This is a genomic window from Mesorhizobium sp. B2-4-14, assembly GCF_006442155.1.
Taxonomy (GTDB): Bacteria; Pseudomonadota; Alphaproteobacteria; order Rhizobiales; family Rhizobiaceae; genus Mesorhizobium.
The window spans coordinates 51,838-76,691 of sequence record NZ_VFVA01000007.1; the positions used below are offsets into that span (position 1 = coordinate 51,838).

25 protein-coding genes and 1 pseudogene are annotated in these 24,854 nt (G+C 61.7%); 8 read left to right on the plus strand and 18 right to left on the minus strand.

All coding sequences use genetic code 11. The features are described 5' to 3' along the window. Nucleotides 1-18: 18 nt before the first annotated feature. From bamA to pyrH, 6 genes are all read right to left on the minus strand, one after another. Nucleotides 19-2,394: an outer membrane protein assembly factor BamA gene (gene bamA, locus FJ938_RS08765; protein WP_140692869.1), complete on the minus strand. Its 2,376-nt coding sequence runs from the start codon at nucleotides 2,392-2,394 to the stop codon at nucleotides 19-21. Nucleotides 2,395-2,611: 217 nt separating this feature from the next. Continuing rightward, on the minus strand, nucleotides 2,612-3,754 hold the full coding sequence (rseP, locus tag FJ938_RS08770; protein WP_140606984.1) for an RIP metalloprotease RseP: 1,143 nt from the start codon (nucleotides 3,752-3,754) through the stop codon (nucleotides 2,612-2,614). A gap of 97 nt (nucleotides 3,755-3,851) precedes the next feature. Continuing rightward, nucleotides 3,852-4,667, minus strand: a complete 816-nt coding sequence (locus FJ938_RS08775; protein WP_140606985.1) for a phosphatidate cytidylyltransferase — start codon at nucleotides 4,665-4,667, stop codon at nucleotides 3,852-3,854. Continuing rightward, nucleotides 4,664-5,398, minus strand: a complete 735-nt coding sequence (locus FJ938_RS08780; protein WP_140606986.1) for an isoprenyl transferase — start codon at nucleotides 5,396-5,398, stop codon at nucleotides 4,664-4,666. The genes FJ938_RS08775 and FJ938_RS08780 overlap by 4 nt, the downstream gene beginning before the upstream one ends. 32 nt (nucleotides 5,399-5,430) lie before the next feature. Continuing rightward, nucleotides 5,431-5,985: a ribosome recycling factor gene (gene frr / locus FJ938_RS08785; RefSeq protein WP_140606987.1), complete on the minus strand. Its 555-nt coding sequence runs from the start codon at nucleotides 5,983-5,985 to the stop codon at nucleotides 5,431-5,433. Nucleotides 5,986-6,094: 109 nt separating this feature from the next. Beyond that, nucleotides 6,095-6,817, minus strand: coding sequence for a UMP kinase (gene pyrH / locus FJ938_RS08790; protein WP_140606988.1), 723 nt, complete (start codon nucleotides 6,815-6,817; stop codon nucleotides 6,095-6,097). 200 nt (nucleotides 6,818-7,017) lie between these two features. On the opposite strand from pyrH, the gene FJ938_RS29360 reads away from it, so the two are divergent. Next, nucleotides 7,018-7,176, plus strand: a complete 159-nt coding sequence (locus FJ938_RS29360) for a hypothetical protein (protein ID WP_181169039.1) — start codon at nucleotides 7,018-7,020, stop codon at nucleotides 7,174-7,176. A 97-nt stretch (nucleotides 7,177-7,273) separates the two neighbouring features. On the opposite strand, the gene tsf is transcribed toward FJ938_RS29360, so the two are convergent. From tsf to FJ938_RS08815, 5 genes are all read right to left on the minus strand, one after another. Continuing rightward, on the minus strand, nucleotides 7,274-8,194 hold the full coding sequence (tsf, locus tag FJ938_RS08795) for a translation elongation factor Ts (protein ID WP_140692871.1): 921 nt from the start codon (nucleotides 8,192-8,194) through the stop codon (nucleotides 7,274-7,276). Nucleotides 8,195-8,303: 109 nt separating this feature from the next. After that, a complete protein-coding gene (gene rpsB / locus FJ938_RS08800; RefSeq protein WP_140606991.1) occupies nucleotides 8,304-9,086 on the minus strand; it encodes a 30S ribosomal protein S2 in 783 nt (260 codons plus the stop codon). Between the two features lie 178 nt (nucleotides 9,087-9,264). Next, a complete protein-coding gene (locus FJ938_RS08805) occupies nucleotides 9,265-9,876 on the minus strand; it encodes a LysE family translocator (RefSeq protein WP_140692874.1) in 612 nt (203 codons plus the stop codon). Beyond that, nucleotides 9,873-10,151 (minus strand): DUF4031 domain-containing protein, encoded by a 279-nt coding sequence (locus FJ938_RS08810; RefSeq protein ID WP_140692876.1) that lies wholly within the window; start codon nucleotides 10,149-10,151, stop codon nucleotides 9,873-9,875. Before FJ938_RS08810 ends, FJ938_RS08805 begins: the two co-directional genes overlap by 4 nt. Before the next feature lie 31 nt (nucleotides 10,152-10,182). Continuing rightward, the gene (locus FJ938_RS08815) at nucleotides 10,183-11,013 is read right to left on the minus strand and encodes a cell envelope integrity EipB family protein (protein ID WP_140692878.1); all 831 of its coding nucleotides are present in this window, start codon (nucleotides 11,011-11,013) and stop codon (nucleotides 10,183-10,185) included. A 138-nt stretch (nucleotides 11,014-11,151) separates the two neighbouring features. Here FJ938_RS08815 and FJ938_RS08820 point away from each other — a divergent pair, with 138 nt between their 5' ends. The 4 genes from FJ938_RS08820 to FJ938_RS08835 all read left to right on the plus strand — a co-directional run bounded on the left by FJ938_RS08820 (nucleotide 11,152) and on the right by FJ938_RS08835 (nucleotide 14,296). Next, nucleotides 11,152-11,616: a RidA family protein gene (locus FJ938_RS08820; protein ID WP_140606995.1), complete on the plus strand. Its 465-nt coding sequence runs from the start codon at nucleotides 11,152-11,154 to the stop codon at nucleotides 11,614-11,616. A 13-nt stretch (nucleotides 11,617-11,629) separates the two neighbouring features. After that, nucleotides 11,630-12,358 carry a glycerophosphodiester phosphodiesterase gene (locus FJ938_RS08825; RefSeq protein WP_140692881.1) on the plus strand — a complete coding sequence of 243 codons (729 nt, stop codon included), beginning with the start codon at nucleotides 11,630-11,632 and terminating at the stop codon, nucleotides 12,356-12,358. A 55-nt stretch (nucleotides 12,359-12,413) separates the two neighbouring features. Next, nucleotides 12,414-13,628, plus strand: a complete 1,215-nt coding sequence (locus tag FJ938_RS08830) for a GNAT family N-acetyltransferase (RefSeq protein ID WP_140692883.1) — start codon at nucleotides 12,414-12,416, stop codon at nucleotides 13,626-13,628. Nucleotides 13,629-13,864: 236 nt separating this feature from the next. Beyond that, entirely contained in the window at nucleotides 13,865-14,296 is a 432-nt protein-coding gene (locus tag FJ938_RS08835; protein WP_140606998.1) for an HIT family protein, read from the plus strand. 88 nt (nucleotides 14,297-14,384) lie between these two features. Here the strand turns inward: FJ938_RS08835 and clpA are convergent, their stop codons facing one another. The 3 genes from clpA to FJ938_RS08850 all read right to left on the minus strand — a co-directional run bounded on the left by clpA (nucleotide 14,385) and on the right by FJ938_RS08850 (nucleotide 17,794). Further along, nucleotides 14,385-16,853 carry an ATP-dependent Clp protease ATP-binding subunit ClpA gene (clpA, locus tag FJ938_RS08840; protein WP_140606999.1) on the minus strand — a complete coding sequence of 823 codons (2,469 nt, stop codon included), beginning with the start codon at nucleotides 16,851-16,853 and terminating at the stop codon, nucleotides 14,385-14,387. Nucleotides 16,854-16,859: 6 nt separating this feature from the next. Further along, nucleotides 16,860-17,189, minus strand: coding sequence for an ATP-dependent Clp protease adapter ClpS (gene clpS / locus FJ938_RS08845; protein ID WP_010909565.1), 330 nt, complete (start codon nucleotides 17,187-17,189; stop codon nucleotides 16,860-16,862). A gap of 275 nt (nucleotides 17,190-17,464) precedes the next feature. Continuing rightward, the gene (locus FJ938_RS08850) at nucleotides 17,465-17,794 is read right to left on the minus strand and encodes a phasin family protein (RefSeq protein ID WP_095774324.1); all 330 of its coding nucleotides are present in this window, start codon (nucleotides 17,792-17,794) and stop codon (nucleotides 17,465-17,467) included. 295 nt (nucleotides 17,795-18,089) lie between these two features. Here FJ938_RS08850 and FJ938_RS08855 point away from each other — a divergent pair, with 295 nt between their 5' ends. Beyond that, entirely contained in the window at nucleotides 18,090-19,511 is a 1,422-nt protein-coding gene (locus FJ938_RS08855; protein WP_140692886.1) for a D-alanyl-D-alanine carboxypeptidase, read from the plus strand. Nucleotides 19,512-19,554: 43 nt separating this feature from the next. Here FJ938_RS08855 and FJ938_RS08860 read toward each other — a convergent pair whose 3' ends face one another. The 3 genes from FJ938_RS08860 to FJ938_RS08870 all read right to left on the minus strand — a co-directional run bounded on the left by FJ938_RS08860 (nucleotide 19,555) and on the right by FJ938_RS08870 (nucleotide 22,448). Continuing rightward, nucleotides 19,555-20,256, minus strand: coding sequence for a DnaJ domain-containing protein (locus tag FJ938_RS08860; RefSeq protein WP_140692888.1), 702 nt, complete (start codon nucleotides 20,254-20,256; stop codon nucleotides 19,555-19,557). Nucleotides 20,257-20,534: 278 nt separating this feature from the next. After that, the gene (locus FJ938_RS08865) at nucleotides 20,535-20,972 is read right to left on the minus strand and encodes a DUF1489 family protein (protein ID WP_140692890.1); all 438 of its coding nucleotides are present in this window, start codon (nucleotides 20,970-20,972) and stop codon (nucleotides 20,535-20,537) included. A gap of 72 nt (nucleotides 20,973-21,044) precedes the next feature. Beyond that, nucleotides 21,045-22,448 carry an L-serine ammonia-lyase gene (locus FJ938_RS08870; RefSeq protein WP_140692893.1) on the minus strand — a complete coding sequence of 468 codons (1,404 nt, stop codon included), beginning with the start codon at nucleotides 22,446-22,448 and terminating at the stop codon, nucleotides 21,045-21,047. A gap of 193 nt (nucleotides 22,449-22,641) precedes the next feature. Between FJ938_RS08870 and FJ938_RS08875 the strand changes: the two genes are divergently transcribed. Together FJ938_RS08875 and FJ938_RS08880 are read left to right on the plus strand one after the other, a co-directional pair. Continuing rightward, a complete protein-coding gene (locus tag FJ938_RS08875) occupies nucleotides 22,642-23,337 on the plus strand; it encodes a cysteine hydrolase (protein WP_140692895.1) in 696 nt (231 codons plus the stop codon). A gap of 26 nt (nucleotides 23,338-23,363) precedes the next feature. Further along, a pseudogene (locus FJ938_RS08880) lies at nucleotides 23,364-24,078 on the plus strand (DUF599 domain-containing protein). Here FJ938_RS08880 and FJ938_RS08885 read toward each other — a convergent pair. Continuing rightward, nucleotides 24,051-24,848 carry a YdcF family protein gene (locus FJ938_RS08885; RefSeq protein ID WP_140692897.1) on the minus strand — a complete coding sequence of 266 codons (798 nt, stop codon included), beginning with the start codon at nucleotides 24,846-24,848 and terminating at the stop codon, nucleotides 24,051-24,053. The pseudogene FJ938_RS08880 and the gene FJ938_RS08885 overlap by 28 nt on opposite strands. Between the last annotated feature and the right edge of the window lie 6 nt (nucleotides 24,849-24,854).

The window sequence follows — 24,854 nt, forward strand, 5'->3', positions numbered from 1 at the left end:
AGCATCGTTAGCCGCCGATCAGAAGCGGGTCGATATGCCGAAGTTGAATTCCTGCACATCGTCGGTCGCTTCCTTCTTGACCGGGATCGCATAGTCGATACGGATCGGGCCGAACGGCGAAGCCCACATCACGCCGACACCCACCGAAGCGCGCAATTTCATACCAGTAGAATCTGGATTGACCAAGCCGGATGCGAGCTTGCTGCCATAAAGCGTCGCCGCGTCCGCAAACACTGCACCACGCAGGCCGAAGCTCTCGGGAATGACCGGAAGCGGGAACTGGGCCTCGGTCGACGCGTTGAAGTAGGTCGTCCCTCCTACATGGTCGCCGCTGGTTCCGGAAGCGACCGGCCCGATGCCGCCATAGGCGAAGCCCCGGATCATGCGATCGGTGCTTTGGAAGTGGTCGAAAATGCGCAGATCGCCGCCACCGTAACTCTCAACATGACCAGCGCCACCCGAAACCAGGCCTACGAGGTCGAGTTGCTCGGAAAGCGTCTGGTAGATGCTGCCGCGCCCCGTTATTTTCACGAACTTGGCATCGCCGCCCAGGCCCGCGACCTCCACCGTCGTGTTGGCGTAGATACCCTCATGCGGGTTCTTCATGTCGTCGATGGTGTTGTAGACCAGCCCCAGGCTGACCGACGACTTGATCCAGGGGCTTTGCTCAATGCCATCCAGAACGGCCTGGGAAATGTTACAGGTGCCGCTGGGATCTCCTGGACTGGTGGGACCGCAACTGTCATCCACCGAATATTTCTCTTGCGAGATGTTGTAGGCCAGCTGGGTCGTAATGCTGTTGGTGATCGGCAGGCCGAAGCGCACGGTCGCACCCGTGGTGTCGCTGTCGTAATTGCCGTTGTATTGCCGCGTCGACTTGTAGATGTCGAAGCCGGCGGCGATGCGCCGCCCGAGGAAATACGGCTCGGTGAACGAGAGGCTGTAGTCGCGCGAATGCCTGCCGCCACCCGCCGACAGCTTTATGTACTGGCCACGGCCGAGGAAGTTGCGCTCGGTGATCGATCCTTCGACCGACGGGCCGGCCGTGTCACCGCCAGTCGAATAACCGGCGCCAACCGAGAATTCGCCCGTCGATTTCTCGACCACGTCGACCACCAGCACAACCTGGTCGGGCTGCGAACCGGGCACTGTCGAGATTTCGACTTTGTCAAAATAATTCAGGTCTTCCAGGCGCTTCTTCGCCCGCTGGATGAGTACCTGGTTGAACGCATCGCCTTCGCTGACGTCAAACTCGCGGCGAATGACATAGTCGCGCGTGCGGTCGTTGCCGCGGATTTCGATGCGCTCGATATAGGCCTTGGTTCCTTGGTCGATCGTATAAACGACCGAAATCGTATGGTTCTCGAAGTTGCGGTCGCCGCGTGGCGTCACCTGCGCAAAGGCATAGCCCGAACCGGCCACCTTCTCGGTGAGCGCTACGATGGTGTCTTCGACGTCCTTGGCGTTGTAGACATCGCCCTTGTGGGTCTCGACCACCGATTCAAGCGCCTTCGAGTCCACTTCCGGGATGGTGCTTTCGACGCTGATATCGCCGAACGTGTAACGCTCGCCTTCCTGGACGGTGATAGTAACCGTGTACTTGTTCGTCGCGCTGTCGAGTTCGCCGACAGCGGACACGACCTGGAAATCGGCATAGCCGTGATTGTAATAGAAGCGGCGCAGCAGTTCCTGGTCGGCGCGCAGCTTGTCCTCGTCATAAACGTCGTCACGCAGGATGAACGAAACCCAGGACGAGCGCTTGGTGTTGATTACGTCCGACAGGCGGCGGCTCGAATAAGCGCTATTGCCGACAAAATTGATCGCCGCGATCTGCGTGCGGTCGCCTTCGGTGATGTGGAACACCACGTTCACGCGGTTGTCGCCGAGCTCCATGACCTGCGTGGTCACGCCGGCATCGTCACGGCCGATGCGCCTGTAGGCGGCCTTGACCGCCTCGACGTCCGAATCCAGCGTCGCCTGCGAGAAGGTGCCGCGCGGCTTCAGTTGGACCGCGGCCTGGAGTGCATTGTCCTTGAGCTTCTTGTTGCCCTGGAACAGCACCTGGTTGACGACCTTGTATTCGGAAACCTTGACCACCAGTGTCGAGCCGACTTGGTTGATCCGCACGTCCGAGAATAGCCCGGTGCCGAACAGCGCCTTGACCGCGGCGTCGATGTCGGAACTCGAGAAGGCCTTGCCCGGCTTGATGGTGATGTAATTGCGAATCGTATCGGCGTCGACACGCTGGTTGCCGCTGACCTCCACCCTGCTGACGACAGCGGCTTCAGCCGCCGATGTGGCAACGAATTGCACTGCGAGCGCGCCTGGCACAACCAAAGCGGCGGACAGTGCCGCCGCTGACGCGGCGTTCAAAAACTTGGATGCTGCCTTCATCGGGCTTAATAACCTTTTCTCGTAGTCCCCACGGCGAGAAAACCGGACGTGCGGTAATTTCCCCTACCGTATTAACCGGATTTTCCCTACACGCAAGGCTTCTGGTTAATTTGTATTTACTTAACCCTGCTGCGTGGCTTTCGCGTCACTCATATCCCCGTGCATGGTAAACGGCGTCTCAACATCGACCATGCCAAAGCCAAATTTCTTCATGATTTCAGCACCCAAACAGATCGTTCCAGAATACGAAACCCATGAAGCACAAGACCAGAAGCAGACCGGCCCGATAGGCCATTTCCATCATCCGTTCCGACACCGGCCGGCGGATGACGGCCTCCACCCCGTAGAACAAGAGATGGCCTCCGTCGAGGGGGGGAATCGGCAAAAGGTTTAGAATGCCTATCCCGACGGACAGCAGCGCGACAAGCTGCACCAGCCACTCGAAACCCAGCTTGGCCGCCCTGCCGGCCATGTCGGCGATCTTGACGGGACCACCCAATTGACACTTGTCCTCGCGTCCGACGGCGAAGCGCTGCAAAAACTGGCCCGTGCGCTCGATGACATGGCCTGTTTCCTCGACTGCCGCCGCAACCGCTCCCACCGGGGTGTAGGTGATGAGACGGGGCTGGCCGAGTTCCTTGTTGTTGACGACGCCGATCACCGCAACCTTGATCTTGTTGCCGAGCGCGTCTTCCTGCTCCATCAACTTCGGGGTCGCGGTCACCGTGACTTCCTTGCCGTCGCGCAGCATGACGAAGGTGATGGTGTCGCCGGCACGGCCCGAGACCAGCCGCTGCACGTCGCCGAAGGTCTCGACCTTGCTGCCATCAACGCTGACGAATCGGTCGCCGGGCATGATGCCGGCCTTCGCCGCCGGACTGTCGGCGGTAACTTCAGCCACCATGGGCTCCGCGACATAACGGCCATAAGCGGCAAACAGCACGGCAAAGACGACGATCGTCAGCAGGAAATTGAACAGAGGCCCGGCCGCCACCGTCGCCGCGCGCTTCCAGATCGCCTGGGTGTGGAAGGCAACCTTGCGCTCCTCGTCGGTCAGTGTTTCGAGTTCTTGCGATGTCGGCTGGCTGGAGGTGGCGCTCATGTCGCCGACAAATTTGACATAGCCGCCAAGCGGTATGGCGCAAAGCTTCCAGCGCGTGCCGTGCCTGTCGTTGAAGCCTATGAGTTCGGGACCGAAGCCGATCGAAAAGGCCCTGACGCCAATGCCGCACCAGCGGCCGACAAGGTAGTGGCCCATTTCGTGGACGAACACCACCACGGTCAGCACGAAGAGAAACGGCACGAGCGTGCCGAGGAAGAAACCTTCCGTACTGAAAATCGCGTGAAGAATCCCGTTCAAGTCATGCCCTCAAAATTCTTCCGCCGTTGAGGCGTGACTGTGACATCAATCCAGGCGAATCCAAGGCGTATCCGCACCAGATCGTGAAACGACAAGGTCAAATGGGAAACAGCCCCTGCGCCGGATGATCGGCGCCCGCCGCCATCCAGCCGATGACGTATAGGGCGAGAGCCGCCGCGACAAGCCCGTCGACGCGGTCCATGACGCCGCCATGGCCTGGAATGAGCACGCCCGAATCCTTGCGTCCGTGACGCCGTTTGACCCAGGATTCGAATAGGTCGCCGGCCTGGGCGACAATCGAAAGCACGAGCGCCACCACGCCAAGCAAGGCCAGATTGCCGGCACCGGCAATAGCGGCCAGAATGAGCCCGGCGACAACACCGCCAACCGCGCCGCCAAGCGCGCCGCTGCGCGTCTTGCCGGGTGATATTGACGGCGCCAATTTCGGACCGCCGACGGCGCGCCCGACGAAATAGGCAAAAATGTCGGTCGCCCAGACGACCGCGAACAGGAACAGGATGGCGACAAGACCCGAATGATCGCCATTGCGCAGCAAGGCAAGCGACAGGCCGGACACGCTGGCATAGGCAAGGCCGCTCGCCTCCCACTGCCCGGTCTCGCGAACCAGAGCGGCAATCGCTGTCACCGCAATCAGAAACAAGACGAGGGACAGCAGCCAGAATGCGGGAAGGCCGGCAATCAAGGCGCCGATGAAAACGACAGTCAGCATCTCGGGCAGGAAGCCGAGCCGCTTGGCCCCAGCGGGCCGCGACATGCGCGTCCACTCGTAAAAGATCATCGCCGACATGACGGCACACAGCAGCCGGAAAGGCAGGCCACCCAGCCAGGTCAGGCCAAGGGCAACGATGGCAAGCACGACCGCTGAAATGACGCGGAGCTGAAGATTGCTCATCCCGCGGCCGGTCGCGATGCGACGTCTTGCGGGTCCAGTCCGCCGAAACGGCGTTCGCGGCCGGCAAATTCGCGCAGGGCTTCTGCCAGGTGTTCGCGGCTGAAGTCCGGCCAGTAGCACGGCAGGAAGACGAGCTCGCTATAGGCAGCCTGCCATAGGAGGAAGTTGGAAAGGCGAAGCTCGCCGCTGGTGCGGATGACAAGTTCGGGATCGGGGATGCCCTGTGTGTCGAGAGAGGCGGCAAAGCTGTCGGCGGTGATCGCCTCGCTGTCCAACTCACCCCGCCCGACGGCTTCGGCGAGCTTGCGCGCCGTGCGCACGATCTCATCGCGTCCGCCATAGTTGAAGGCGATGACCAGCGTCAGTGACGTGTTCCGGATTGTCAGCGATTCGGCCTCTTCGAGCAGGCCTCTTATGTCCGGCTGCAGCCCTGCCCTGTCGCCGATGATCCTGACCCGCACGCCGCTCTGGTGCAGTTCGGCCAGATCCCGGCGGATGAACAGTTTCAACAACCCCATTAGGTCACTGACTTCGGACTTTGGCCGCGACCAGTTCTCCGACGAGAAGGCATAGACGGTCAGGAATGAGATGCCGAGAGCCGGTGCCGCGCGCACCGTCTTGCGTAGCGCCTCGACGCCGGCGCGATGACCCGCGAGCCTCGGCATGCCGCGCGCCTTGGCCCAGCGTCCATTTCCATCCATGATGATCGCGACATGCGCGGGCGTTGTCATGATCTCGCTTTCGGGTCAGCCGAAGCCCAACCCTAAACCTGCATGATTTCAGCTTCCTTGTCGGAAAGCAGATGATCGATGGTGCTGATCGTTTCATCGGTAAGCTTCTGGACCTGATCCGAACGCTTGCGATGATCGTCCTCGCTGATCGCGCCGTCCTTCTCGGCCTTCTTCAGGAAGTCCATGCCGTCGCGGCGCACATGGCGTGCAGCGACGCGGGCGTTCTCGGCATAGCCATGCGAGATCTTGACCAGTTCCTTGCGGCGCTGTTCGTTGAGTTCCGGCAGCGGAATCCTGAGATTGGTGCCGTCGACGATCGGGTTGAAGCCCAGATTGGATTCACGGATGGCGCGGTCGACCGCGCCGACCATCGATTTGTCCCAGATGGACACCGAGATCATACGTGGTTCCGGCACGGTGACGTTGGCCACCTGATTGATCGGCATGGTGGTGCCGTAGGCCTGAACCTGGATGGCATCGAGCAGATTGCTGGAGGCGCGACCGGTCCGCAGCGAAGCCAGATCATGTTTGAACGCGGCGATCGCCCCATCCATGCGCCTCTTGAGGTCGTCGTACTCACCACTCATCTTAGTCTCCTCGACCCGTCTGCCGCGGGTTCACTGCTTCGGGGCAACGCCCCATGTGCGAGCCTGATTCTCGAAAAGCCGGTTTCCCTTTTTAGGGATCAGGCCCGGATCAATCATCCGCGACGACCGTGCAGCGGCCGCCGCCCCTCAGAATATCGCCGAAACCACCTTTTTCGTGGATCGAATAGACGATTATCGGAATGTTGTTTTCGCGCGCAAGTGCAATCGCAGCCGTATCCATGATGGAAAGGCCGCGCTTTATGACTTCAGCGTGACTGATGCGCTCGAAACGCGTCGCATTCGGGTCCTTTTTCGGATCTGCCGAATAGACACCATCGACCTGCGTGCCCTTGAACAGTGCATCGGCACCGATTTCGGCGGCGCGAAGTGCCGCGGCCGAATCAGTGGTGAAGAACGGATTGCCGGTGCCACCGGCGAAGATCACCACCTTGCCCTGATTCATGTAGGCGGTCGCCTGGCGCTGCGAAAAGCTCTCGCACAGCTCGGGCATGGCGATCGCGGACAGCACGACGGCGTCGACACCGATCTTGTTCAGCGACGTGCGCAGCGCCAGCGAGTTGATGACCGTGGCCAGCATGCCCATGTGATCGCCGGTGACGCGATCTCCGCCCTTGGAGGCGACGGCCACACCTCGAAAGATATTGCCGCCGCCGATGACGACACCGACCTCGATGCCCAGCGCGCGGGCCTCCGCGATGTCGGCGGCAATGCGATCCACGACCGAAACGTCGATGCCGAAATGCTGCTCGCCCATCAACGCTTCACCCGAGGCTTTCAGCAAGACACGTCGGTAGAGGGGCTTCACCGTCATCTGGTTCCTCGAAAATCTCGGCGCGGCAGGTTCCGGAGGCGAAAGGCCCTTGCTTCACCCGGCGGTTCTGTCATGGCGGGTTGATCGGATACACGAAGGGCGCAGCGATGTCACGCCGCGCCCTTGTGCAAAATTTCAGGCTTTCTGGATCAGGTGCTGCTGAGGCTGGCGGCCCGGCCCTCGACCACCACGGGCGGCGAATGGCAGAGAGGCTTGTCGCCGGTCACGACGCCTCCGGCGACCTTGACCTGGACTGTGAACCGAAGCAGAAAATGATCGCGCAGGACATGGTCACGATCCGGCTGGCGCCACCCTTTCACGCCGTGATCGTCTGTCTCCCCGCCTATATCGGGCGCTGAAACTGCGGGCCTTTATCGACATCGCGCAAGAAATCGGCCTGACATCCCTGCGGACGCCAGGCCGGAAAACCGCTTTCGGGATATGGCGGTAAGCGGCTTACTTCTTGACCGCCGCCGCGACTTCCGCCGCGAAATCCGTCTCTTCCTTTTCGATGCCTTCGCCGAGCGCGAAGCGCAGATAGGCCGTGATCTTGGCCGGGGCGCCGATTTCCTTCTCGGCATCCTTCAGCGCCTTCTCGACGGTGATGTCGGGATTGAGCACGAAGGCCTGCTTCAGGAGCACGACTTCCTCGTAGAACTTACGCAGGCGGCCTTCGACCATCTTCTCGATGATCGCCTCCGGCTTGCCCGACTGGCGCGCCTGGTCGGAGAAGATCGCCTTTTCACGTTCCACCGCGGTCGGATCGATCTGCTCTGCCGTCAGCGCCATTGGGTTGGTGGCAGCGACATGCATGGCAACCTGACGGCCAAAGGCGTTGGCGGCGTGCTCATTGCCGGTGGTCTCGATCGCGACCAGCACGCCGAGCTTGCCGAGGCCGTCGGCAACCGCGTTGTGCACATAGGTCGCCACCGCGCCATGTGGCACGGTGAGCTTGGCCGAGCGGCGGAAGCCCATGTTCTCACCGATGGTGCCGACCGCGTCCTTGATCGTGTCGGTGACCGACTTGTCCGAACCCGGATATTGGGCCGCCGCAACCGCCTCGGTCGTGCCGTAGGCAAGCGCCACCTTGGCGACGTTGGCGACGATTTCCTGGAAGGCGGCGTTGCGGGCAACGAAGTCGGTCTCGGAATTGACCTCGACGACCGCAGCCTCGCGCACCCCATTGTCGACGCCGATCAGGCCTTCGGCAGCGGTACGGCCGGCCTTCTTGTCGGCCTTGGAGATACCCTTCTTGCGCAGCCAGTCGACGGCCTCTTCCATGTTGCCGTTGGTCTCGTTCAACGCCGCCTTGCAGTCCATCATGCCCGCGCCGGTCAAGTCGCGGAGTTCTTTGACCTGTGCAGCCGAAATGCTCATTGTCGCCTCTTTGTTTTAAATGCACCGACGCACCATCGGCATTCGATGGTGCGTCTGTTTAGCGTGCCAAAATATGAGAAAGATGAAGGCCGCAACCGGCCTTCGACTATCAAGCTTTGGGAGCTTCCGACGCCGGAGCCGGATCGAGCGCCGGTTCGACCGGGGCTTCAACCGAAGCGCCGATGTCGACGCCGAGCGCGCCCTGCTGACGGGCGATGCCGTCGATCGCAGCCTTGGCGATCAGGTCGCAATAGAGCTGGATGGCGCGGGCCGCGTCGTCATTGCCGGGGATCGGGAAGTCGATCTTGTCCGGGTCGCAGTTCGAATCGATGATCGCGACGACCGGAATGCCGAGGCGCTTGGCCTCGAGAATGGCGATCGCTTCCTTGTTGGTGTCGATCACGAACATCAGGTCGGGCGTCGAGCCCATGTCCTTGATGCCGCCCAGCGCCTTGTCGAGCTTCTCGCGCTCGCGATCGAGGTTCAGGCGTTCCTTCTTGGTCAACCCTTGCGCCTCGCCGGCAAGCATCTCGTCGAGCTTGCGCAGGCGCTGGATCGAGTTCGAGATCGTCTTCCAGTTGGTCAGCATGCCGCCGAGCCAACGCGAATTGACATAGTACTGTGCCGAACGCTGCGCCGCATCGGCGACGATATCAGACGCCTGGCGCTTGGTGCCGACGAACAGCACGCGGCCGCCCTTGGCGACGGTGTCCGAAACCTGCTTAAGCGCCTGGTGCAGCAACGGCACCGTCTGCGACAGGTCGATGATGTGGATGTTGTTGCGGGCGCCATAAATGTAGGGCGCCATCTTCGGGTTCCAGCGATGGGTCTGGTGGCCGAAGTGAATGCCAGCTTCCAAAAGCTGGCGCATGCTGAAATCAGGCAGTGCCATTCTCATTTTCCTTTCCGGTTAGCCTCCACGGACACAGGCATTTTTGGACTTCAGTCCTCGAACGCCACCGGAGGTTTCAGCCGGATTTCTCCCGGGCAGACACCAAAGTCCGTGTGTGGAATGAGCGGGCATATAGAGGGGAAGCGCGACAAACGCAAGCGTTGTGGCGCGTCAGCGCTCAGCGTGCGGCAATCAGCGCTCCGGTACCGATCATGGCGCTGCCGGCGAACCTGTTCATCAGCCGCATGCGCCTCGGCGTCGTGAACCAGCCCGATGCTCGGCCCGCCAGGGCGGCATAGACCCCCATGGTAAGGACATTGACGCTGATGACAACGGCCACCACGAGCAGGCCGTCGAAAAAGGTCATCGTATCGAGGTTGAGGATCAGCGGCATGATCGAGGCGTGAAAGAGGATCGCCTTTGGATTGCCGAGCGCAATGGACGCGCCGAGCAGGAACGATCGCGACAACCTTGCTTCAGTCGCCTGCGGTTTATCCGGCTGCGCGGCTGCGGCACGCCACATCCGGATCCCGAGATAGATCAGATAGGCGGCGCCTGCATATTTCAGCAGAAGAAAGACCCATTCGAACGTCTGGGCCAGCGCCACCAGCCCGAGCAGTGCGAGGGTGACCAGCACGGCATCGCCGGCGGCGACGCCGACGCCGGCCATGAAGGCGCGACGGAAACCGCGCGACACACCATTGGTGATGACCGCGAACATCGCCGGACCTGGCGTCGCGGCGGCCAGCGTAATCGCGGCGCAATAAGCCAGGAATGCCGTTGGTGTCATGGCTTAGCCTTTCCGTTGGCCACACGCACGCGCCGGAAGATTGCGACGATCTGCTCGCGGCTGCATTCGACGGCGCCGAGCCGCACCGCGCGGTCGCGCTCGAAGCCGGTTATGTCATAATGCGGCGCCGATGTCTTGGGCGGGCCCTGGTAGGACGAGCGCTTGATGCCGAGCTCGGCGGCAAAGCGATGCAACTCGTCGGTATCATCAGCCAGGAGGTGGCACCAGAGATGACCGGCCCACTTCCAGATCGCCGCATCGACATAGACCGCCATCAAGCCCGCCGCGGCCAGCTCAATTGCGCTGCTACTTCGACACCGGGCAGGGCTTTGTCTGGTCGAACAGCGACAGGTTGACCAGTTTGCCGGTCATCGAGAAATCGCCATAGTCCATGACGAGATCCCGGGTGATGCCGTTTTCGTGCAGCTTGAAGCTGATCCGGTATTCCGGCACCTCTTCGCCGTTCTGGGCGCTGTCGTCGAAATAGGCGATGTCGACCGGCCAGTATTTGTCGGTGGCGAGCTTCGCCAGCGCCGGCGCCTCGGGATCGGCCTTGTCGGCGTCGGTCTTCTTGCCGACGACGACGGTGGTCGTCATCACCTTGTTGGCATCTTCCGAACCGTCGAACAGGTTTGTCTGGTAGAAGTTTTCGCCCTTCTCGGCCTTGCCGATCAGTTCGACCAGATGCTGGGTCGGAAACTGGGTGGTGGCTAGCTCCAGGCTGTTCTTCTCGGGCTTGTCGATAACGACTTTCAACCCCTTGGCATTTTTCGTGGCCATACCCTTGACCTCCTTGTCGAGATTCTGGTCGACAAAGGATTTGGTCACGAACGAAAAGGTCTTGCCTTCGGCGTCCTCGAACGTCGTCGTCTGCTGGTCGGTCAGTCTGGTGTTGTCGTTGGTGACGATCTGGGTGACGAAACGGAATTTAACCGTATAGCCTTCGCAAGCCGAACCGTTGAATTCATAGACCATGCGCCCGGATATGCCTGTAATGCCGGAGCGGTCTGAGGCCTTGTTGAGGGTAAGGTCGTACACGGCGCGGTGCGCCTGCAACGCCGGCACGGCAAAGGCGGGGCCCATCGAGAAGACCGCCGACAAAAAAACGGCGTTGAATGCGAGGCGCGTTGCGCGCATGAGGTACTCCGATCGTCGCGGCTGGTGGCAGGCCGCAGGGAAAGATGGTCCAGCTTAAAAAAAGTCGTGGCGGAAGCGAGGCAAAAATAGCAATTTCGGCCCGGCCAGCGCGGCGCCTTCCAGCAATAGGGAAAAGCAATGAGTGAAACAATCGAAAAGCGGCTAAGCGATCTCGGCGTGACGCTTCCTGTCGCGGCCGCGCCCGCGGCCAACTACGTGCCCTATTGCAGGACCGGCCACCTGCTGTTCACCGCCGGACAGTTGCCGCTCAAGGACGGCAAGCTGCAGGCGACCGGGCTGCTCGGCCGCGACGTCGACACCGCTACCGGCAAGGACGCGGCAAAATACTGCGCGATCAACATTCTGGCCCAGGCCAAGGCCGCCCTCGGTGATCTTGAGAAGATCCGCAGGCTGGTGAAGATCACCGTCTTCGTCGCCTCCGCCGCTGACTTTGTCGAGCAGCATCTGGTTGCCAATGGCGCCTCCGATTTCCTGGTCGCCGCCCTTGGCGAGCGCGGCAAGCATGCCCGCTCCGCTGTCGGCACCGCCTCGCTGCCGCTTAACGCCGCGGTGGAAATCGAAGCAATCTTCGAAGTCGAGTGAGCGAAGGCCTGACATGACCGACCTCTCCTGGCTGATCGCCCGGCCCGTTGCCCATCGCGGCTTTCACGACATGAACAAGACGCGCTGGGAAAACACGCTTTCCGCCTTCGCAGCCGCGGCCGAACGTGGCTATGCCATCGAATGCGACGTGCATCTGTCGTCGGACGGCGTTCCCATCATCATCCATGATGACGACCTGAAAAGGCTGACCGGACAGGATGGCTTCGTCTGGCAACGCAGCGCGGCTGAACTGACCGCGCTCAAGGTTGGGGGCACGGCCGATCACGTGCCGACGCTGCAGGAAGCGCTCGACCTCGTCGATGGTCGCGTGCCCATTGTCGTCGAACTGAAAGGGATTCCCGGTCGGGACGAAGGCCTGGTGGCGCGAGTCGGCAAGATGCTCAAGCGCTACACGGGCAAGGCGGCGATCATGTCGTTCGATCATTGGCTGATCCGCGATTTCCCAAAGCACGCGCCTGGCCTTCCCGCTGGATTGACGGCCTACGGCAGGGACCTCAAGCTGATCGAAGCGCATTTCGCCATGCTGGCGCATGAGCTCTCCTTCACGTCGTATGCCGCCGGCGACCTGCCGAACCCGTTTGTCAGTTTCGTGCGTGAAAAACTCAAAATGCCAGTTATCACCTGGACAGTGCATGATCAGCCCGCGGTCGACCTGACCTTCAAATATGCGGATCAGATGACATTCGAAGGGTTCGAACCCGACCTCGTCGAGATCGCCTGAACGAGGTGACTCAAACGTGACTTGTAGCGGCCCGGATGGAGCTTAAATAAGCCGCATGGATCAGGGCGATGACGGCGACGGGCAAACAGCGAACGCGGAGTTTTCAATCCGCATCGCCGCTGGTATCGGTGCCTTCACTTGCGATGAATGGGATGGCTTTGTCGGCACGTCGCGCAATAATGCAGAAAGCGGCTACAATCCCCTCGTTTCATTTGCTTTTTTGAGCGCGCTTGAGGATTCCGGTTGCGCTGTCAGGCGCACCGGCTGGCAAGGACATCACCTGCGGCTCGAAAATGCACAAGGCAGGCTGCTGGGCGCAGTCCCCTGCTATTTGAAATCGCACAGCCAGGGCGAATATGTGTTCGACCACGGCTGGTCGGATGCCTTCGAGCGGGCCGGCGGCCGCTATTACCCGAAACTGCAGTGCGCCGTGCCATTCACGCCCGTCACCGGCCCTCGCCTGCTGGTCAGCAAGGGCGAGGATCAGGATGCGGTGAAGGCTGGTCTTGCGGCCGGTCTCAAAATGGTGACCGACAAGCTCGGCGTGTCCTCGGCGCATGTCACCTTCGCGCAGGAGAACGACGTCGCGACGCTCGAGGCCGCGGGCTTCCTGCATCGCACCGACCAGCAGTTCCACTTCTTCAACGAAGGCTTTTCGACATATGACGACTTCCTCGCCACGCTGGCTTCGCGCAAGCGCAAGGCAATGAAGAAGGAACGGCGCGAGGCGCTTGCCGACGGTATCTCAATCGACTGGCTGACCGGCAAGGATCTGACCGAAAAGGCCTGGGACGACTTCTTTACCTTCTACATGGACACCGGCAGCCGCAAATGGGGCCGCCCCTATCTGAACCGCCAGTTCTTTTCGCTGATCGGCGAACGCATGGCGGACGACATCCTGCTGGTGATGGCCAGGCGCAACGGGCGCTACATTGCCGGAGCCATCAATTTCATCGGCTCCGACGCGCTCTACGGCCGCAACTGGGGCTGCATCGAGGATCACCCTTTCCTGCATTTCGAGGTCTGTTACCACCAGGCCATCGACTTCGCCATCGAACGCAAGCTGAAGGTGGTCGAGGCGGGCGCGCAAGGGGAGCACAAGCTGGCACGCGGCTACCGGCCGGTGACCATGCATTCGGCCCATTACATTTCGCACCCTGGCTTACGCAACGCGGTCGCCGACTACCTCAGGCGCGAAAGGCGCGAGGTGGAGCGGATGGGCGAATATCTGGAAGAGCATACCCCATTCCGCAAGGATCTCGAGGAATAGCAGGCTTTTTGGCATGCCATGCCCCGGCCATGGGTGCGTAAGCCCCTAAGGACACATGCAGGGTTTGGCGTCTGCGCCGCATTTTATTTCGATAGATCATCGCATCGCAAAAGGCGCTTCCATCGCGCACTTGTCGAATCTGGATGGTCGATCTCGCCTGATCGCCCGTCATCGTCTTGCCGCTCCCGAAGAGCTTCGCTACACGGGACGGCGAGGCACAATCTGGAGCATTCGCCATGGCTGAAACCGCCTATGACACCGACAACATCTTCGCAAAGATCCTGCGTGGAGAAATTCCCTCGCATCGCGTTTACGAAGACGATGCGGTCATGGTCTTCATGGATGTGATGCCGCAAGGACCGGGGCATACGCTGGTGGTGCCAAAGGCACCGTCGCGCAACATCCTCGACGCCGACCCGGCGACCTTCGGCCCATTGTTTGCCGTCGTGCAGAAAGTGGCGGTGGCCGTGAAAAAGGCCTTCAACGCCGACGGCGTCACCCTCATGCAGTTCAACGAGCCGGCCTCCGGACAAACCGTCTACCACCTGCATGTCCATGTGGTTCCGCGCTTCGAGGGCGTGCCGCTCAAACCGCATTCCGGACAGATGGAGAAGCCGGAAGTGCTGGCCGAGAATGCCGGCAAGATCCGTGCCGCACTCGCAAGCTGAGGCGTCTGTTCGCCGCACTCGCATGATGACTATGGCGCAATAAAAAAGCCCCGTCTCCGGGGCTTTTTTATTACTGGAGCAAGAGCTGTCAGCCCTTGCGGGGCAGCTGCGGTACAAGGCTGCGCTTGCCGCCATCCTTGCCCTTGGGCTCCGGCTTCTGCGCCACTACCTTCCTTGCGGAAGGCTTCTTGGCCACCGCCTTGCGCGGCTTCGGCGCGTCTTCCGGCTCTTCCTTCTTCGGCTTCACCGGCGCTTCGTCGGCCAGCGATTCGAGCTTCAGGCCGGTCTCGCCGGTTTCCTTCTTCTCGACGGTGACACGCACCGTGCCGCCCTTCTTCAGCTTGCCGAACAGCACCTCGTCGGCCAACGGCTTCTTGATGTGCTCCTGGATCACGCGGCCGAGCGGCCGTGCCCCCATGCGCTCGTCATAGCCCTTGTCGGCGAGCCAGGCGATCGCATCCGGCGACAGGTCGAAGGTGACGCCACGCTCGGAGAGCTGGGCTTCGAGCTGCATGACGAACTTCTGCACCACCTGATGGATGACCGGCACCGGCAGCGAGCCGAACGGGATGATCGCATCGAGGCGGTTGCGGAACTCCGGCGTGAACAACCGGTTGATCGCCTCGACATCGTCGCCTTCGCGCTTGGTCGAACCAAAACCGATCGCCGCGCGCTGCGCATCCGACGCACCCGCATTGGTGGTCATGATCAGGATCACGTTGCGGAAGTCGATCTGTTTGCCGTTGTGGTCCGTCAGCTTGCCGTGGTCCATGACCTGCAACAGGATGTTGAACAGGTCCGGATGTGCCTTTTCCACTTCGTCGAGCAGCAGCACGCAATGCGGATGCTGGTCGACACCATCGGTCAACAGACCGCCCTGGTCGAAGCCGACATAGCCGGGAGGCGCGCCGATCAGCCGGGAAACGGTGTGGCGTTCCATATATTCCGACATGTCAAAGCGGATCAGCTCCACGCCAAGCGAAGCAGCCAACTGCTTGGCGACCTCGGTCTTGCCGACGCCGGTCGGGCCCGAGAACAGATAGGAGCCGATCGGCTTTTCCGGTTCGCGCAGGCCGGCCCGCGCCAGCTTGATCGCCGAGGTCAGCGCCGTGATCGCCGTGTCCTGGCCGTAGACGACGCGCTTCAGCTCGATATCGAGGCCCTGCAGCACCTTCTCGTCGTCGGCCGAAACCGTCTTCGGCGGGATGCGCGCCATGGTGGCGATGGTGGCTTCGATCTCCTTGATGCCAATGGTCTTCTTGCGCTTGGCTTCCGGCACCAGCATCTGCGAGGCCCCGGTCTCGTCGATCACGTCGATCGCCTTGTCCGGCAGCTTGCGGTCGTTGATGTAGCGCGCCGACAGTTCCACCGAGGCCTTGATGGCTTCGCTGGTGTAGCGGACCTTGTGGAATTCCTCGAAATAGGGTTTGAGGCCCTTCATGATCTCGATGGCGTCCTCGACGGTCGGTTCGTTGACATCGATCTTCTGGAAGCGCCGCACCAAAGCGCGGTCCTTCTCGAAGAACTGGCGGAACTCCTTGTAGGTGGTCGAGCCGATGCAGCGGATCGCACCCGACGACAGGGCCGGCTTCAAAAGGTTCGACGCATCCATGGCGCCGCCCGACGTCGCGCCCGCACCGATCACGGTGTGGATCTCGTCGATGAAGAGCACCGCGCCGGGATAATCCTCGAGTTCCTTGACGACCTGCTTCAGCCGTTCCTCGAAATCGCCGCGATAGCGCGTGCCGGCCAGCAGCGTGCCCATGTCGAGCGCAAAGATGGTGGCGTTGTGCAGCACTTCGGGGACATCGCCCTCGACGATGCGCTTGGCCAGCCCCTCGGCGATCGCCGTCTTGCCGACGCCGGGATCGCCGACATAGAGCGGGTTGTTCTTCGAGCGGCGGCACAGCACCTGGATGGTACGGTTGATCTCCGACTCGCGCCCGATCAGCGGATCGATCTTGCCGGCCTTGGCCTTGTTGTTGAGGTTGACGCAATAAGCCGTCAGCGCATCCTGCTGCTGCTTCTTCTTGCCGCCTTCCTCCTGCGGCTCGGCGCCATTCTGGCCGCCCTGCTCGTCATCGGCGCCACGCGGCGAGCGCGTCTCCGATGCGCCCGGACGCTTGGCGATGCCGTGCGAGATATAGTTGACCGCGTCATAGCGGGTCATCTGCTGTTCCTGCAGGAAATAGGCGGCATGGCTCTCGCGCTCGGCGAAAATGGCGACGAGCACGTTGGCGCCCGATACCTCCTCGCGGCCCGAGGACTGCACATGGATCACAGCGCGCTGGATGACGCGCTGGAAGCCGGCCGTCGGCTTGGAATCCTCGTCGTAACCGGTGACGAGGTTGTCGAGCTCGGTGTCGATATAGGTGAGAACAGTGTGCTTCAGCTCGTCGAGATCGACGTTGCAGGCGCGCATGACGGCGGCGGCCTCCGTGTCGTCGATCAACGCGAGCAGCAGATGTTCAAGGGTTGCATATTCATGGTGCCGCTCATTGGCGAGCGTCAGCGCCTGGTGAAGCGCCTTTTCCAGGCCTTGGGAGAAAGCCGGCATGTTACCTCACTTCTTCTCCATCACGCATTGCAGCGGATGCTGATTCTGTCGGGCGAAATCCATGACCTGAGACACTTTGGTCTCGGCCACCTCGAATGTATAGACCCCGCACTCGCCCACTCCATGATTGTGAACATGAAGCATGATGCGTGTGGCGGCTTCGCGGTCCTTCTGGAAAAAACGCTCCAGCACGTGAACCACGAACTCCATCGGAGTGTAGTCGTCGTTGAGGATGAGGACCCGGTAGAGGCTGGGCTTCTTGGTCTTGGTTTTGGTGCGCGTGATGACGGCCGTCCCGCGGCCGGCCTCATTGCCGTCGCCGCCGCCGTTTTGCATCCGCGCCACTTGTTTCGTGGCAGTCAAACCGATCGTCACGTAATCCTGCCTCTTCGAATCCTCATGCGAGTTCAACATGTAGGTGTTCGATGGACGATTTTAAGCCCTTCTGGTTAGCTGACAATATGGCTAGGTGACCAAACTTGGCGGATTTTCGCAATCGTGAAGCGTGACGCGGCCCTGGACCGGAAATTGACATGAAAAAACCCGGCCGCGTTTCCGCGACCGGGTTTGTCCCAGGCCCAAAGGGCCGGAGTTAGACTGTCAGGCGAAAATTACTTCGCCTTGGCAACGATCGATTCGAACGGCTTGTAGGCTTCCTTGGCGAGTTCGGCATAGAGGTCGCCAATCTTGGTGGCCTCGGCAACGAATGCCTCGTAGGACTGCTTGGCGTAGTCGGACTGGATCTCGATCGCCTTGTCCAGCGACTTGGCCGAGAACAGCTTCTCGAAGGCGGCGCTGCCGGCTTCGAAGCTCTTCTTGGTGTATTCACCGGCCTCGGTGGCGATCGCCTGAGCGCCCTTCGACAGCGAAGCGAAGCTCTTCAATCCGGTGTCGGCAAACTCTTTGCCGTATTTGCTGAAATCTTCGTAGGTCTGGGTCATTTCCTGATTCCCTTGACGGTTGCCTGTTCATAGGACGCGCCCTGCCCGGGCGGCGTTTTGTGCAATGCACGTTATATATTGTGCGCTGCACAAAAAGTCAACATTTCGCCCGCTGGAGGCACCGCCCGAACGTCAATGGCTAAGATTCGAATAAAGAGAGCTTCAAGCCCGAAGAAAATGGTGAACGCGGCGGTTACCATAAACGGATTGGTAACGCTGCCCCGGTAGCTTGGCCGGAAGTGAGGCAGGATCCCTTTGCCGCCTCCAAAGCAACGAGAATTCAAAGGAACTACCAGTGCGTCAGGCGTTGTCGGGCATCGTTTCCAAATCCACCTCTCCCCTCAAAACGATCATGATCATCGCCATGGCGATGACGTTTGTCGTTGCCGGCGCCGCCTCGTCCTTGGCGGCGAGGTCGTCCGCCATCGTGGTCGACGCCAAGACCGGCAAGGTGCTCTATTCAGCCGATGCCAACGGCCGCCGCTACCCGGCCTCGCTCACCAAGATGATGACGCTTTATCTGACCTTCGAAGCGATGGCGGCGGGCAAGATCGGCAAGAACTCGCCAGTCGTGTTTTCCGCCAAGGCATCCGCGGAGGCGCCGACGAAGCTCGGTGTGAAGCCGGGCGGTTCGGTCACGGTCGAGACCGCCATCCTGTCGATAGTCACCAAGTCGGCCAACGACTCGGCGACAGCACTCGGCGAAATGTTGGGCGGCAACGAAACCAATTTCGCCCGCATGATGACCGCCAAGGCGCGTCAGCTCGGCATGAATGGCACCGTCTTCCGCAACGCCAACGGCCTGCCCGACCCGGGTCAGTTCACTACGGCGCGCGACATGGCCACGCTCGGCATCGCGCTCCGGGAGCATTTCCCGCAATATTACGGCTATTTCTCGCAGCGATCTTTTCTCTACGGCCGCCAGCGCATCAACGGTCACAACCGTCTGCTTGGACGCATCAAGGGCGTCGACGGCATCAAGACCGGCTATACCCGCGCCTCCGGCTTCAATCTCGTCTCGTCAGTGTCCGACGGCAACCGCCGCCTTGTCGCCGTTGTGATGGGCGGCACCTCGGGCGGCAGCCGTGACAACCAGATGGCGAGCCTGATCCATGCCTATATGCCGAGGGCCTCGACCCGTGGCGATGGTGATCTGGTTGCCAAGGCCGACAGCAACCCGGTCAAGGCAATTGCCAAAGTCCTCCTGCCCAAGCACGACGCCCCGACCCCGGACGACAAACCGGTGGCGGTGGCCAGCGCGGATGACGCCGCTGCCGAGGACGTGACGGTCGCCCAGGATGAAGACAATGCCGACAGCGCTGCCGAGGCCGAGACTCCCAAACTCGTCGTCCCGGCAAAGAAGGTGAAGACGGTCATCGTCTCCAGCCCGAAGGTCGCCACGGCACAGGTCGTGGCCGCCTATGCCGAGCCGGCCCCTGCCGTCGATCCGGTCAGCACCGCGTCGGTACCGTCAGGCTGGGCGATCCAGGTCGCCTCTTCGCCGAAACAGTCCGAAGCCCAGGCATTCCTCGACAAGACCACCAAGCAAGCGCCCAAGGTGCTGGCCGATGCTTCCGGCTTCACCGTCGCCTTCGACAAGGACGGCGAGACCTACTACCGCGCCCGTTTCGGCGGTTTCGACTCGAAGGATGCCGCCTGGAAGGCCTGCACCGCTTTGAAGAAGAAGAAGATCGCCTGCTACGCCGTCCAGCAGTAAGGCGGCGAGATATCTCCCGGAAAATTTCTGCGTCGAAGGAGAACTAGTTGTGATTGGAGAGCAAGACGTCCTTGGCTTCGTTAATCCGCGCCGCCAGGAAAGACGTGCCGCCGACATCGGGGTGCAGGCGCTGCATCAGGCGGCGGTGCGCCTTGCGGACATCCGCCGCGGCGGCCCCCGCTTCAAGACCAAGGACCTTGTAGGCCTCCTCCTTAGTCATGGCGCCCGGACCTGGCGCAACACCCAGCCCTTCGCCACCGTTCGTCTCAGTGTTTTTGCGCCAGACGGGAAATCTGCCGTCAAGATACGTCTCTAGCAGCTGGCGGCTCTCCGCATCGCCGGAGAGTTCGCGGTAGAGATGCTGCAATTCCGAAAGACCCATCGCGCCAAGCATCTTGCCGTCGTGGCGGCCGGCCAGAACCAGTCCTTCTAGGCCACCCGTATTGTGGTCGAGCTCCATCTCGAGGGCTGCCGTCCGCACCATCGAGCGTTTCCCAGGCGCCAGATTGGCATTTGGCCGGCTCGCGCGCGTGGCGCCGTACCAGGCGATCGACGCGAACAGGATGATACCGCCGATCCCTTGACGTCCGACCAGGAGCACCGCGCCACCAACCAGTGCCAGCAGGATCGGCCCAACTGTTTTCATCCCGGTTGCGAGCCGGGCCGGATTGGCCTGGAGGAAAGCCGAGGCTATGCCCAGCAGCACCAGCAGCAATGCGACCAGAACGATAATTGCGCCTAACATTTCCCACTGCCCCGCAGGTGCCCTGTCCGCCTGGACAACCGCGTGATGTCCTTCAACACTTTTTCTGCGCCGGAATCATGGCCTTCCCGCGGACAAGAATAGGGCCGCGATACGAACCGGGTCCGCCAACGCCGCAGCCTTCGTCGACTTCGACAGTTTCATCGCGCATGAATTTCAAGATGTGGCGTTGTCGCGCCGCTTGCAAGTCCAGTGCGAAGCAAGATAGAGGGCCAGAAACCAGCCCGCGACAGCGACGGGCAACGCTTCGGCTCGATGAGCTATAGCAAGCCCAGGTCGGCAAGCTCGCGCCGGAGTTTCGGCGGCATCTCGACCAAACCTGCCTTGCCTTTGCCGAGATCGGCCGGTGCGTCCGATGGCTTCAGATAGCGCCACCCCTGGAATGCCCGGCGCGGCTGCCAGTCGGTGCGCACGACTTGCTGGTCGAGAACCAGGTGACAGCGGCCGATGCCCTCATCGTCGGTAAAAGGTCGGATCTCCGTGATCAGCTGACGGCATTGGACGCTGCCCTTGATTACCCAATAGAGCGAGCCGCCGTCGGTGATCTCGGCGCCGCGCGTCGGCACCATGCGGGTCGTGTGCCAGTGTTCGGCCGCTTCGCCGGCCCGGCGCCGTTCGTCGAGGCGGAATGCAATCCATTCCTCGAGATCCTCGACGCTGTCGCAGCCGACGCATAGTTTCAGGAGATTGAGAGCCATTCCCGAAGATTTAATCCGGCGCACCAACGCGTCAACGGCCTGAACAAGTTCTCCACAGTGCCAGACGCCTGCTCAGCACTCCACGACATTGACAGCCAGGCCGCCAAGGCTGGTTTCCTTGTACTTCTCGTTCATGTCGAGGCCGGTCTGGCGCATGGTCTCGATCGCTGCGTCGAGTGGCACGAAATGGACGCCGTCGCCCTTGATCGCCAGGGATGCCGCCGTCACCGCCTTGACGGCGCCAAGCGCGTTGCGCTCGATGCACGGCACCTGCACCAGCCCGCCGACCGGATCGCAGGTCATGCCGAGATGGTGTTCGAGAGCGATCTCGGCGGCGTTCTCGACCTGCTCGGGCGTGCCGCCCATGACGGCGCACAGGCCCGCCGCGGCCATTGCCGAGGCGGAGCCCACCTCGCCCTGGCAGCCGACCTCGGCGCCGGAGATCGACGCATTGGATTTGATGATGCCGCCGACAGCGGCAGCCGTCAGCAGGAAGTCGCGGATGCTCGGCTGGTCGGCCTCGGGATGAAAATGCAGCCAGTAGCGCAGCACTGCCGGCAGCGTGCCCGCGGCCCCATTGGTGGGGGCGGTGACAACGCGGCCGCCGGCGGCATTCTCCTCGTTCACGGCCATAGCGTAAATCGACAGCCAGTCATTGGCGAGCAAGGGATTCGGCCGGTTCTGCTGCCACTGCTCCTGCAGCTTGTCGTGGAGCTGCCGGGCGCGGCGCCGCACCTTCAGCCCGCCCGGCATGACGCCGTCCTGCGACAGACCACGGTCGATGCAGCTCTTCATGGCATTCCAGATGGCGTCGAGACCGGCGTCGAGCTCTTCGCGCGACATCTGCGTTTCCTCGTTGACGCGCTTCATGTCGGCAATGGAGAGGCCGCTCCTGGCCGCCATCTTCAGCATTTCGACCGCATTCTTGAAGGGATACGGCACTTTCTTGCCTTCTGCCGGCACCGACCCCTTGGCCCTCATCCGCTGCAACTCTTCTTCCGAGACCACGAAGCCGCCGCCGATCGAATAGTAAATGCGCTTGAGCAGCAGGCGGCCGCCGGCATCGTAGGCATAGAACGCCATGCCGTTGGCGTGCCCGGTAAGCGGCGTCTTGCGGTCGAGCACCAGATCGGTGGCCGGGTCGAAACGGTAGGAGGGATGGCCGGGCGGTGAGATCAGCTTGTCGGCGGTGATCCGGCTGACGATTTCATCGGCCTGGTCGGGGTCGACCGTTTGCGGGGTCTGGCCGGCGAGGCCAAGGATGACAGCGCGGTCGCTGCCATGGCCGATGCCGGTATAGGCGAGCGAGCCATGCAGGCTGGCGCCGATGCGGGCAATTTTGGCGCCGGCGGGCCGAGGCCAGTCATCTCCCGCGACCTCGTCGAGAAACCGCCGCGCGGCCGTCATCGGCCCCATCGTATGCGAACTGGAGGGGCCGATGCCGATCTTGAACAGGTCGAAAACCGAAAGGAACACGCTGTCTCCTGAGTCACGTCGAGGACTACATATAGGAATTGTGTCGGGATGTTTCCGCTCTTTTGGCAATCGCGGCGCAGCATCTGCCGACCTTGTTTGCTCCGGCAGCGACATTGATTGCGGGAGAATCAGGGCGCGGCTATTCTGCACGTCGCGCATCGATGCGATTTTTGCGGTTGCCCAGGGGGATTTGATGCTTGTGTTGGATGCCAGGCCGAAACCGGTGCATATCGATCCCGCCCGGACAGCGGTCGTCGTCGTGGACATGCAGAACGCCTTTGCCTCGGAGGGCGGCATGTTCGACCTGGCTGGCATCGACATATCGGGCGCGGCCCCGGCCATCGACGCCAACAGGCGCCTGCTCGCGGCCGCCCGCAAATGCGGCGTGACGGTGGTCTACCTCCAGATGTCTTACAAACCCGACCTCAGCGACGCGGGAGACCCTTCCTCGCCGAACTACCAGAAGGAATTGGGCATGGTGCTGATGCGCGAGCGCCCGGAGCTTCGCGGCAGACTGTTGATCGACGGCAGCTGGGATTGGCGGATCGTCGACGCCCTGAAGCCCGAGCCGGGCGACGAGGTTATTCGCAAATCGCGCTACAGCGGTTTTTGCAACACCGGCCTGGAAACATACCTGCGTGCCCGTAAAATCCGCTATCTCCTCTTCACAGGGGTCGCCACCAACATCTGCGTCGATGCAACCGCGCGCGACGCCTACATGCTGGAGTTCTGGCCTATCCTGGTCGAGGACGCGATCAACCATTCGGGCCCGGATTTCAATCGCCAATCGACATTGTGGAATTTCGAGAACGCCTTGGGATGGGTCACCAGCACCGACAAAGTCATCAAGGCCTTGGAGATGGAAGCCACCGAACCCTTGCTGACCTGAGCCAACCAAAGCAGGTACAAGAAAGCATGGACGATTCCTCCTACCTGTCGACGGCAGACCTCGCGGCGCTCGGCTTTTTCCTCCTGGCCTGGGTGCTGCACACGCTTGCTTCCGACGGCAGGTTGGTCAGCCGCATGTCACTGACGACGGCGATGAATGCGCAGCGCGAAGCCTGGATGCGCACCATGGCCGAGCGCGAGATCCGCATCGTCGACACTGCCATCATGAGCGGCCTGCAGCAGGGAACCGCCTTCTTCGCCTCCAGTTCGCTGATCGCGCTCGGCGGCTGCTTTGCCTTGCTCGGCGCCTCCGACCGGGTTCTTGAAGTGCTAAGCAACCTGCCGCTCGGCAGCGCGCCGTCACGCTCGGCCTTTCAGATCAAGGTGCTCGGGCTGGTACTGATCCTGGCTTTTTCCTTCTTCAAATTCGGCTGGGCCTACCGGCTGTTCAACTATTGCTCGATCCTGATAGGCGCCGTGCCGATCCCGCATGGCGAAGCCTCGCGCAACCCGGTCACCGAAACGGCTGTCTGGCGCGCGACGCAGATGAACATGCTGGCCGGCAAGCATTTCAACTCGGGCCTGCGCGGCGTGTTCTTCTCGATCGGCTATCTCGGCTGGTTCGTCGATCCCGTGGTGTTCGTGCTGTCGACGCTTCTGCTGCTGGCCGTGCTCGTGCGGCGCCAGTTCTTCTCGGCGGCGCGCCGTCATTGGTCAGCCGCCCGGCGCCGGAAAGGGCTGATCGATACGGCCGGAAAGCCAATAGGCGAAAAGCCCGATCCATTCGCGGATCGCCATGGTCGTGTTCTGCAAGGAATCGGCGGCGTTGTCGCGAAACAGGCCGACGCCCTCTTTGCCAGAGGTGCGATAGTCGACCGGCCATGGGATGGTTGGAAAACCGGCTTTGTCGAACAATGCCTTGGCCCGGGGCATGTGGAAGGCGGAGGTCACCAGCAGCCAGGTCTCGCCCGGCTTCGGATCGACCAGTTTGCGGCTGAAGACCGCATTTTCATAAGTGTTGCGGGACTTGTCCTCGAGGACGAGGCGATCAGCCGAGACACCCAGCGGGCCGAGCAGGCGGGGCGCGGTGTCGGCGTCGCCCTCGCCATCAAGGAAAAGCGAGCCGTTTCCGCCTGATATAACCACTTTGGCCTGCGGGAAGCGCCGGGCCAGGATCGCGGTCTCGACCATGCGATCGCCGCTGGTGCTCAATTCGTAGCCACCGCGCACGAGGTTGATGGCGCCCTCGAAGCCGCCGCCGAGCACGACGATGCCGTCCACCTTCTCCGGTAGCGGCGGCCGTGGAAAGCGTTCCTCCAGCGGATTGAGCATCATGGCGCCAAGCGAGGTCCAGGCCGACAGGGCGAGGATCAGGAAGGCGAGCACGCTGCTGGTGCCCGTAAGCCGCCGGTGGTCGAAAAGCGCTGCCAGCAAGCCTGCCAGCAGTAGCAAGATGGCAAGGTTGAGCGGCTGAATGAAGAACCAGAATATCTTGGAAAGATAGAAGAACATCGCTCA

Excerpts from the sequence above, each read along its gene's own strand:
- bamA (WP_140692869.1), bottom strand. The coding sequence starts at position 2,394 with ATGAAGGCAGCATCCAAGTTTTTGAACGCCGCGTCAGCGGCGGCACTG.
- FJ938_RS08775 (WP_140606985.1), bottom strand. The coding sequence starts at position 4,667 with ATGAGCAATCTTCAGCTCCGCGTCATTTCAGCGGTCGTGCTTGCCATC.
- FJ938_RS08780 (WP_140606986.1), bottom strand. The coding sequence starts at position 5,398 with ATGACAACGCCCGCGCATGTCGCGATCATCATGGATGGAAATGGACGC.
- frr (WP_140606987.1), bottom strand. The coding sequence starts at position 5,985 with ATGAGTGGTGAGTACGACGACCTCAAGAGGCGCATGGATGGGGCGATC.
- pyrH (WP_140606988.1), bottom strand. The coding sequence starts at position 6,817 with ATGACGGTGAAGCCCCTCTACCGACGTGTCTTGCTGAAAGCCTCGGGT.
- FJ938_RS29360 (WP_181169039.1), top strand. The coding sequence starts at position 7,018 with ATGGCAGAGAGGCTTGTCGCCGGTCACGACGCCTCCGGCGACCTTGAC.
- tsf (WP_140692871.1), bottom strand. The coding sequence starts at position 8,194 with ATGAGCATTTCGGCTGCACAGGTCAAAGAACTCCGCGACTTGACCGGC.
- rpsB (WP_140606991.1), bottom strand. The coding sequence starts at position 9,086 with ATGGCACTGCCTGATTTCAGCATGCGCCAGCTTTTGGAAGCTGGCATT.
- FJ938_RS08805 (WP_140692874.1), bottom strand. The coding sequence starts at position 9,876 with ATGACACCAACGGCATTCCTGGCTTATTGCGCCGCGATTACGCTGGCC.
- FJ938_RS08810 (WP_140692876.1), bottom strand. The coding sequence starts at position 10,151 with ATGGCGGTCTATGTCGATGCGGCGATCTGGAAGTGGGCCGGTCATCTC.
- FJ938_RS08815 (WP_140692878.1), bottom strand. The coding sequence starts at position 11,013 with ATGCGCGCAACGCGCCTCGCATTCAACGCCGTTTTTTTGTCGGCGGTC.
- FJ938_RS08820 (WP_140606995.1), top strand. The coding sequence starts at position 11,152 with ATGAGTGAAACAATCGAAAAGCGGCTAAGCGATCTCGGCGTGACGCTT.
- FJ938_RS08825 (WP_140692881.1), top strand. The coding sequence starts at position 11,630 with ATGACCGACCTCTCCTGGCTGATCGCCCGGCCCGTTGCCCATCGCGGC.
- FJ938_RS08830 (WP_140692883.1), top strand. The coding sequence starts at position 12,414 with ATGGATCAGGGCGATGACGGCGACGGGCAAACAGCGAACGCGGAGTTT.
- FJ938_RS08835 (WP_140606998.1), top strand. The coding sequence starts at position 13,865 with ATGGCTGAAACCGCCTATGACACCGACAACATCTTCGCAAAGATCCTG.
- clpA (WP_140606999.1), bottom strand. The coding sequence starts at position 16,853 with ATGCCGGCTTTCTCCCAAGGCCTGGAAAAGGCGCTTCACCAGGCGCTG.
- clpS (WP_010909565.1), bottom strand. The coding sequence starts at position 17,189 with ATGCAAAACGGCGGCGGCGACGGCAATGAGGCCGGCCGCGGGACGGCC.
- FJ938_RS08850 (WP_095774324.1), bottom strand. The coding sequence starts at position 17,794 with ATGACCCAGACCTACGAAGATTTCAGCAAATACGGCAAAGAGTTTGCC.
- FJ938_RS08860 (WP_140692888.1), bottom strand. The coding sequence starts at position 20,256 with ATGTTAGGCGCAATTATCGTTCTGGTCGCATTGCTGCTGGTGCTGCTG.
- FJ938_RS08865 (WP_140692890.1), bottom strand. The coding sequence starts at position 20,972 with ATGGCTCTCAATCTCCTGAAACTATGCGTCGGCTGCGACAGCGTCGAG.
- FJ938_RS08875 (WP_140692895.1), top strand. The coding sequence starts at position 22,642 with ATGCTTGTGTTGGATGCCAGGCCGAAACCGGTGCATATCGATCCCGCC.
- FJ938_RS08885 (WP_140692897.1), bottom strand. The coding sequence starts at position 24,848 with ATGTTCTTCTATCTTTCCAAGATATTCTGGTTCTTCATTCAGCCGCTC.